Annotated in this window: 6 protein-coding genes; 2 read left to right on the top strand and 4 right to left on the bottom strand. The window is 75.9% G+C overall.

Annotated elements, in window-relative coordinates; all coding sequences use genetic code 11:
- Nucleotides 1–196: 196 nt before the first annotated feature.
- The 3 genes from hemQ to GQS09_RS14215 are packed head-to-tail and all read right to left on the bottom strand — an operon-like array spanning nt 197 to nt 3413.
- The gene (hemQ, locus tag GQS09_RS14225) at nt 197–913 is read right to left on the bottom strand and encodes a hydrogen peroxide-dependent heme synthase (protein WP_165986426.1); all 717 of its coding nucleotides are present in this window, start codon (nt 911–913) and stop codon (nt 197–199) included.
- A gap of 30 nt (nt 914–943) precedes the next feature.
- Nucleotides 944–2470, bottom strand: coding sequence for a protoporphyrinogen oxidase (gene hemG, locus GQS09_RS14220; protein ID WP_243761412.1), 1527 nt, complete (start codon nt 2468–2470; stop codon nt 944–946).
- A gap of 43 nt (nt 2471–2513) precedes the next feature.
- On the bottom strand, nt 2514–3413 hold the full coding sequence (locus GQS09_RS14215; RefSeq protein WP_165986424.1) for an MHYT domain-containing protein: 900 nt from the start codon (nt 3411–3413) through the stop codon (nt 2514–2516).
- Between the two features lie 280 nt (nt 3414–3693).
- Between GQS09_RS14215 and GQS09_RS14210 the strand changes: the two genes are divergently transcribed.
- Nucleotides 3694–4815 (top strand): DUF4349 domain-containing protein, encoded by a 1122-nt coding sequence (locus GQS09_RS14210; protein ID WP_165986423.1) that lies wholly within the window; start codon nt 3694–3696, stop codon nt 4813–4815.
- Between the two features lie 202 nt (nt 4816–5017).
- Here the strand turns inward: GQS09_RS14210 and hemE are convergent, their stop codons facing one another.
- Nucleotides 5018–6079 carry a uroporphyrinogen decarboxylase gene (gene hemE, locus GQS09_RS14205; RefSeq protein WP_165986422.1) on the bottom strand — a complete coding sequence of 354 codons (1062 nt, stop codon included), beginning with the start codon at nt 6077–6079 and terminating at the stop codon, nt 5018–5020.
- A 152-nt stretch (nt 6080–6231) separates the two neighbouring features.
- Between hemE and GQS09_RS14200 the strand changes: the two genes are divergently transcribed.
- A complete protein-coding gene (locus GQS09_RS14200; RefSeq protein ID WP_243761411.1) occupies nt 6232–6864 on the top strand; it encodes a DUF3000 domain-containing protein in 633 nt (210 codons plus the stop codon).
- Nucleotides 6865–6911: the final 47 nt, after the last annotated feature.

Genomic DNA, 6911 nt, shown 5'->3' with positions numbered 1-6911 from the left:
CGGGGGCCGAACGGCGGCGGGCGGCGGCAGGCGGCGGCCGGGCTGCGGTCCTGGCGCCGGCCGGAACCGCGTCGGCGACGGCGCCGTCCGCCGCCTGCTCGGTGAGGTCACCCCGGACGCGGACGGCCCCGGCCACGACGGGGCGGCCCGTTCGCCCCCGTTCGTCCCGTTCGTCCCGCGGGCCGGGGGCCCCGGGTCAGGCGAGACCGGCGAGCAGCTCCGCGACCTCCCTGCGGCGGCCGGTGAAGAACGGCACCTCCTCGCGGACGTGCCGCCGCGCGCCGGAGCCGCGCAGATGCCGCATCAGATCGACGATGCGGTGCAGCTCGTCCGCCTCGAACGCCAGGATCCACTCGTAGTCGCCCAGCGAGAAGGAGGCCACGGTGTTGGCCCGCACGTCCGGGAAGCCGCGGGCCATCTGGCCGTGCTCGGACAGCAGCCGCCGCCGCTCGTCGTCCGGCAGCAGGTACCACTCGTAGGAGCGCACGAACGGGTAGACGCTCACATAGGCGCGCGGCTGCTCCTCCGCCAGGAAGGCGGGGACGTGCGAGCGGTTGAACTCGGCGGGGCGGTGCAGCGCCATGTTGGACCAGACCGGCTCCAGTGCGCGGCCCAGCCGGGTGCGCCGGAACCGGTTGTACGCCTCCTGGAGGGCGTCGGAGGTCTCGGCGTGCCACCAGACCATCACATCGGCATCCGCCCGGAGCCCGGAGACGTCGTAGGTGCCGCGCACCACCACGTCCTTGGCGGCGAGCTGCGCGAACAGCCCGGTCACCTCGTCGGCCAGCGGGGTACGGTCCTCGGGCAGCCCCTCGCGGAGCCGGAAGACCGACCACATGGTGTAACGGATGACCTCGTTGAGGTCCTTGGCCCTCTTCCCGGCGTGGGGAATTCTCTCCGGCGCAGTGCTCATGCCCCCCATTCTGCCTCCGCCGCACCGCCGCTACCGGACCGGGCCGCCCTCCCCCGCGGACACTGCGCCGCCGCCCGCGCCGGCCACCGGCGGGACGGTGGACAGCAGCTCGTGCACCGCGCGCTGCGCGTCCGCCAGACAGGCGGGGATGCCCACCCCGTCGTAGGCCGCGCCGCAGACCCGCAGCCCGGGCTGGGCCGCCACCGCGGCCCGGATCCGGGCCACCCGGGCGTGGTGGCCCACGGTGTACTGCGGCAGCCCGTCCGGCCAGCGGGTGACCACGGCGTCCACCGGCTCGGCGGCCAGGCCGATGGCGTCCCGCAGGTCGCCCAGCGCGGTCTTCACCAGGTCGGCGTCGTCCCGCTCCAGCACCGCGTGCTCGCGGAACCGTCCGATCGAGGCCCGCATCACGAACATCTCCGGGGCCTGGGCCGCCGCCCATCCCCACTTGCTGCTGGTGAAGGTGGCCGCCTTGACGGTGCGGCCCTCCACGGCCGGCACCAGGAAGCCGCTGCCGCGCGGCAGCCGGGCCAGGTCGGCGCGGCGGAAGGCCATGCTGACCAGTGCCATGGAGGAGTACTCCACGGTCTCCAGCTCGCGCGCGGCGGCCGGCGCGGCGTCGCGCAGCAGCCGGGCGGCGGGGCCGGCCGGCACGGCCAGCACCACGGCACCGCCGTGCAGCTCCCGGCCGTCGGCCAGGGTGACCGTCCAGCCCAGCGGCTCGCCGCGGCGCAGGCCGGTGGCCGGGGTCCCGGCGATCAGGGTGGCGCCGCCGGCCCGGCAGGCGGCGGCTACCGCCTCCGGCAGCCGCCCCATCCCCCCGGTCAGGCCGGTGAAGGGCGGGGCGGGGGCCGCCGCGCCCCCGGACGTGCCCGGGGCGGCGGTGCCGTCCCGCTCCGCGGTGCCCTCCCGCTCCGCGGCGGCGGCCCGCTCCGCCGCGGCGCGGCCGGCCGCGGCCCGCTCCTGCACGGCGCGGGAGGCGGCCAGCAGCGAGGGCTCCCGGCGGGCGGCCTCCCACAGCTCGGGCACGGCGGAGCGCATGGAGATCTGGTAGGCGTCACCGGCGTAGACGCCGCCGAGCAGCGGTTCCACCAGCCGGTCCACCACCTCCTCGCCCATCCGGGCGGCGACATGGCGGCCGATCGCCGTGTCCTCGCCGAGTTCGGTGGGCGGGAGTTCGGCGTCCCGGGCGATCCGGGCCAGTCCGGCGTCGGAGACCACCCCGGCCAGGGCGGCGGCGGTGCCGGGCACGCCCATCACATGGCCGCGGGGCATGGGCCGCAGCGCGCCGCGGGTCCACACGGCGGCGCCGGCCACGGAGGGCGCGGCCAGTTCCCCGCCCAGGCCCACGGCCCGCACCAGGTCGAGCCCTTCGGGGCGCCGGGACAGCATGGACTCGGCACCGAGATCGGTGCGCAGTCCGGCGACCTCGCCGGACCGGAGCTTGCCCCCGAACCGGGCGGAGCCCTCGACCAGCGTCACCCGAAGCCCGGCCGAAAGCAGCCGGTGGGCCGCGGCCAGACCGGTGATTCCCCCACCGATGACGATCGTGTGCATGGTTCCACTCTGGCAGACGGCGGCTCCGCTGCCGTGCCCGACCTCACGGGAACCGGCCGGTGGTGTCTCCGGCGGCTCGGGGGCCGGTGGCGGCGAAGCCGTGCGGGCGCGGCCGGTCACCGGCATCGAGCGGGTCGGTACCCGGCAGCCGGCCGTCACCGGTGCCGCTGTCCCCGCCCCGGCGGGCGCGCTGGATGTCCTCCGCGGTCATCGGGTCCAGGCCGATGAACAGACTGGTGAAGACCAGCAGCAGCACCGGGATGATCAGTACCGGCAGCAGCGCCTCGACCGGCGAACTGCCGGCCGCCGGGGTGCCGGAGGCATGGACCCGGGCGGAGATCCCGGTCATCCCGGTGTAGTGCATGCCGGTCACCGCGATGCCCATGATCACGCTGGCGCCCAGCGCCGCCCGCAGGCCGCTGACGTTGACCGCGCACCAGAGCGCGGCCGTGGCGGCGACCACCGCCACCGCCACGGAGACGGTGACGTACAGCGGGCTGTAGGAGAGTTCGCCGTCCATCCGCATGCCGGCCATGCCCATGTAGTGCATGGCGGCCACGCCCAGGCCGCTGGCCAGACCGCCGCCGATGAGCGGACCGGTGGCGCCGCGGCCGTACCCCACGAGGAAGATGCCGATGCCGGTCACCAGCACCGCGACCAGCAGGCCGGCGTAGGTCAGCGGCAGGTCGTAGCCGATCGGCATGGCGCCGACGGCGAAGCCCATCATCGCGATGAAGTGCATGGTGAAGATGCCGGTGCCGATGGCGGTGGCGCCCAGCGCGAGCCAGCCGGCACGCGCCGCGCCCTCGGTGACCAGCGCGCGCACCGTGCAGCGCAGGCCGAGGGCGCTGCCGAGGACCGCCATCAGGAAGCCGAGGACGGGCGTCAGCGGCCCGTAGGCGAAGCCCTCGACCGGTACTGCGGTTGCTGCTGTGACCACCATGTGCTGCCCGTGCCGTTCTCGTCGTCCGGGCCGCGGCCCGCTCCGGGCGGTCCGCGGGAAAGCTGACGCCTGATGTTATGCACCGGCATGGGGCCTATTTCTCCGGATTGAGCGAACGAGAGCGATTCGTGACCAGCATTCCGGAGACCGGGGCGAGTTCCGACCGTGACCTCATCGGAATCCGGCCGCGGAAACCCACGCGCTCTCACCTCCGTCCAAGCGGCGACGAGTTGACCACACCGAGTGCGGGACGCCGCTCCGCTCCCGCTGGGGGGACGACATGAGCCGAGCCACTCACCGAGGCGGCAACGGGCGAAGCGGGATACGGAGCCCCGGGCGGCCGGCCGCACTGCTGCCGGCCGCGCTGCTGGCCGCGCTGCTGGCGCTGACCGCCTGCTCCGGCACCGCGGGCCATTCCGGCGAGGGCGGAACCGCGGCGGAGGCCCCCGCGGCGGTGGAGGACGACGGGGCGGCGGCGCAGGGCGCGCCGGAAGCCGCCGAGCGGGCCGAGGAGGCGGCCGGGGACGATGCCGCGGACGCCGCCGACGCCTCCTCCGGTTTCGCCGAGGCGCCGAGCCTGCCCTCCTCCCTGCACCTGATCCGCACCGCGCACCTCTCGGTGATCACCGAGGACGTGGCGAAGGGCTACCGGGAGGCGGTGGATCTCGCCGAGCGGGCGGGCGGCTACGTCAGCGACGAGCAGACCGACGAGGACTCCGCCGGTTACCAGCGCTCCCGGATCACCCTGCGGGTGCCCCCGGAGGAGTACGGCTCCCTGCTCCAGGGCCTGGCCGGCCTGGGCGAGCTGGAGTACCGGGAGGTGACCACCGAGGACGTCACCCGCCAGGTGGTCGACGTGGAGAGCCGGATCGCCTCGCAGGAGGAGAGCGTGGCCCGGGTCAGGGAGCTGATGGAGGACGCCGCCACGCTCACCGATGTGGTGACGCTGGAGGCGGAGCTGAGCCGCCGTCAGGCCGACCTGGAGGCGCTGAAGGCGCAGCAGAAGTCGCTGGCCGAGCAGACCGGGATGGCCACCATCACGCTGGAGCTGCGCGAGCCGGAGGCCGCGGAGGTGGAGAAGAAGGACGACGAGAAGGACACCGGTCCCTCGCTGCCGGACGCGCTGCGCGGCGGCTGGGAGGCCTTCCTCACCACGCTGCTGTGGATCGCGGTGGTGCTCGGGGCGGCGCTGCCGTTCGTGGTGGCGCTGGCGGCGGTCCTGCTGTTCGCACGGTGGCTGCGCGGGCGCCTGCCGCAGCGCGGCGGCCGCTCCGGCCGGGCACCGGCACCGGCACCGCCGCCGGTGCCCGCGCCGCTCACCGTCGAGCGGACGGCCGTCCGGCACCCCGCCGGCCCCGGCCCCGGCCCCGGCTCCGGCGACGGGAAGAGCGGCGACGGCTGACCACCGGCAGGGGCACGATCTGTCAGGGGGATCTGCCGGTGTGGGAGCTGCCGGTGTGGGATCGGTCAGTGGGACCCGCAGCCCTCCCGTGAGGACGGGTGCTCACCGCCGGTGACCGCCGGCACCGGGGCCCGTCGCACGGGCGGCCCGGTGGCGCTCCTCAGCGAGGCTTGCACGGCCGGCCGCCGCCGGCGGCCGGCCGTCAGCGGGCGGTGTGTTCGTGGACGTAGGCGACGAGGCGGGTGAGCGCGTCGGGGTCGGTCTCGGGAAGGACACCGTGCCCCAGGTTGAAGACATGGCCGGGCAGCCCGCGGGCCGCGTCCAGCACCCGCCGGGCCTGTGCCTCCACCGCCTCGCGCGGGGCGAACAGCACCGCCGGGTCGAGGTTCCCCTGGAGCGCCCTGCCCGGCCCGACCCGGCGGGCCGCCTCGTCCAGCGGCACCCGCCAGTCCACGCCCACCACATCGGCCCCGGCCTCGCCGAGCAGCCCGAGCAGCTCACCGGTGCCCACCCCGAAGTGGATGCGCGGCACGCCGTACTTCTCCACCGCGCGGAAGACCTTGGCCGAGGCGGGCAGCACCCGTTCCCGGTAGTCCGCCGGGGCGAGCGCGCCGACCCAGGAGTCGAACAGCTGGACGGCCGAGGCGCCGGCCTCGATCTGCACGGTGAGAAAGCCGGCGGTGATCACGGCCAGCCGGTCCAGCAGGGCGTCCCACAGCTCCGGGTCGCCGTACATCAGCGCCTTGGTGTGCTCGTGGTTCCTGGAGGGCCCGCCCTCGACCAGGTAGCTGGCCAGGGTGAAGGGGGCGCCCGCGAAGCCGATCAGCGGGGTGGCGCCCAGCTCGGCGGTGAGCATGCCGATGGCCTCGGTGACGTACTTGACGTCGTCCGGGTCCAGCGGGCGCAGCCGGTCCAGGTCGGCGCGGGAGCGGACCGGCCGCTCCACCACCGGCCCGACTCCCGGCCTGATGTCCAGATCGACGCCGATGGCCTTGAGCGGGACCACGATGTCGCTGAAGTAGATGGCCGCGTCCACCCCGTGCCGGCGCACCGGCTGGAGGGTGATCTCGGTGACCAGGTCGGGCCGCATGCAGGACTCCAGCATGCCGGTGCCCTGCCGCACCCGCCGGTACTCCGGAAGCGAGCGGCCGGCCTGCCGCATGAACCACACCGGGGTGTGCGGGACGGGTTCCCGGCGGCACGCGCGCAGGAACGGGGAGTCGGTCACGGCGGCCGGGGGCCTGCTGTCACTGAGATCGCTCACCCTGGCAGTCTCCCATGCGCGCGGGGCCGTTCCGGCCCGGGGAGAGCGCTCCCGCGGCGGCCCGGCGCGGCTCCGCCTGTTCCGCCGTCCGGCCGCCTAGGGTTCCGGCCATGGCAACCGCGCGCGTACCCAGGGCGGAGGGTCCGGAGCCCATGAGACACCCCGGCGAGGGGGTTCCGTTCGCCTTCCGGGAGGCGGTCGCCGCGCTGACCGCGGTCCGGCCCCGGGAGGAGGTGGTGCTGAGCACCACCGCGCCGCCGCGGCGGCTGGCACCGTACGCGTTCGCCCTGGAGGCCACGGTCGCGCCGTCCCCGGTGCCGGGCAACGGCTCCCCGGAGGAGAACGAGGACGAGGAGGAGCTGGCGGACGGCCGGTTCGTGCTGCTGCACAACCCGGAGAGCGACCGGGGCTGGGGCGGCGGCGAGTTCCGGCTGGTGACGCTGGCCCGGGCGGCGCTGGAGGCCGAGGTCGCGACGGACCCGCTGCTGCCGGAGGTCGCCTGGTCGTGGCTGGCGGAGTCGCTGGAGACCCGCGGGCTGGGCTGGGCCGCGCCCAGCGGCACGGTGACGCGGGCGAGTTCGCAGTTCTTCGGGGCGCTGGCGGAGCGGCCGCCGCGCACCGAGGTGGAGCTGCGGGCCTCGTGGACGCCGCGGGACGCACCGGAGCTGGGCGGACATCTGCTGGCCTGGTGCGGGCTGCTGGCGCAGTGCGCGGGGCTGCCGCCGGAGAGCGGCGGCGGGCCGGGGGTGGCGGTCTTCCCGCGCCGCCGCGGCCCCCGTGGCTGAGCCCCGCGGGACGGGTGTCCGCGGGGGACGCACGCGGCGCCGCCGCG

Source organism: Streptomyces sp. YIM 98790 (assembly GCF_011421595.1).
Classification (GTDB): domain Bacteria; phylum Actinomycetota; class Actinomycetes; order Streptomycetales; family Streptomycetaceae; genus Streptomyces.
This window is presented reverse-complemented; position numbering and strand designations above follow the sequence as displayed.

Coding starts and splice junctions, on each gene's coding strand:
- hemQ (WP_165986426.1), bottom strand. CDS start 913: ATGAGCACTGCGCCGGAGAGAATTCCCCACGCCGGGAAGAGGGCCAAG.
- hemG (WP_243761412.1), bottom strand. CDS start 2,470: ATGCACACGATCGTCATCGGTGGGGGAATCACCGGTCTGGCCGCGGCC.
- GQS09_RS14215 (WP_165986424.1), bottom strand. CDS start 3,413: ATGGTGGTCACAGCAGCAACCGCAGTACCGGTCGAGGGCTTCGCCTAC.
- GQS09_RS14210 (WP_165986423.1), top strand. CDS start 3,694: ATGAGCCGAGCCACTCACCGAGGCGGCAACGGGCGAAGCGGGATACGG.
- GQS09_RS14200 (WP_243761411.1), top strand. CDS start 6,232: ATGAGACACCCCGGCGAGGGGGTTCCGTTCGCCTTCCGGGAGGCGGTC.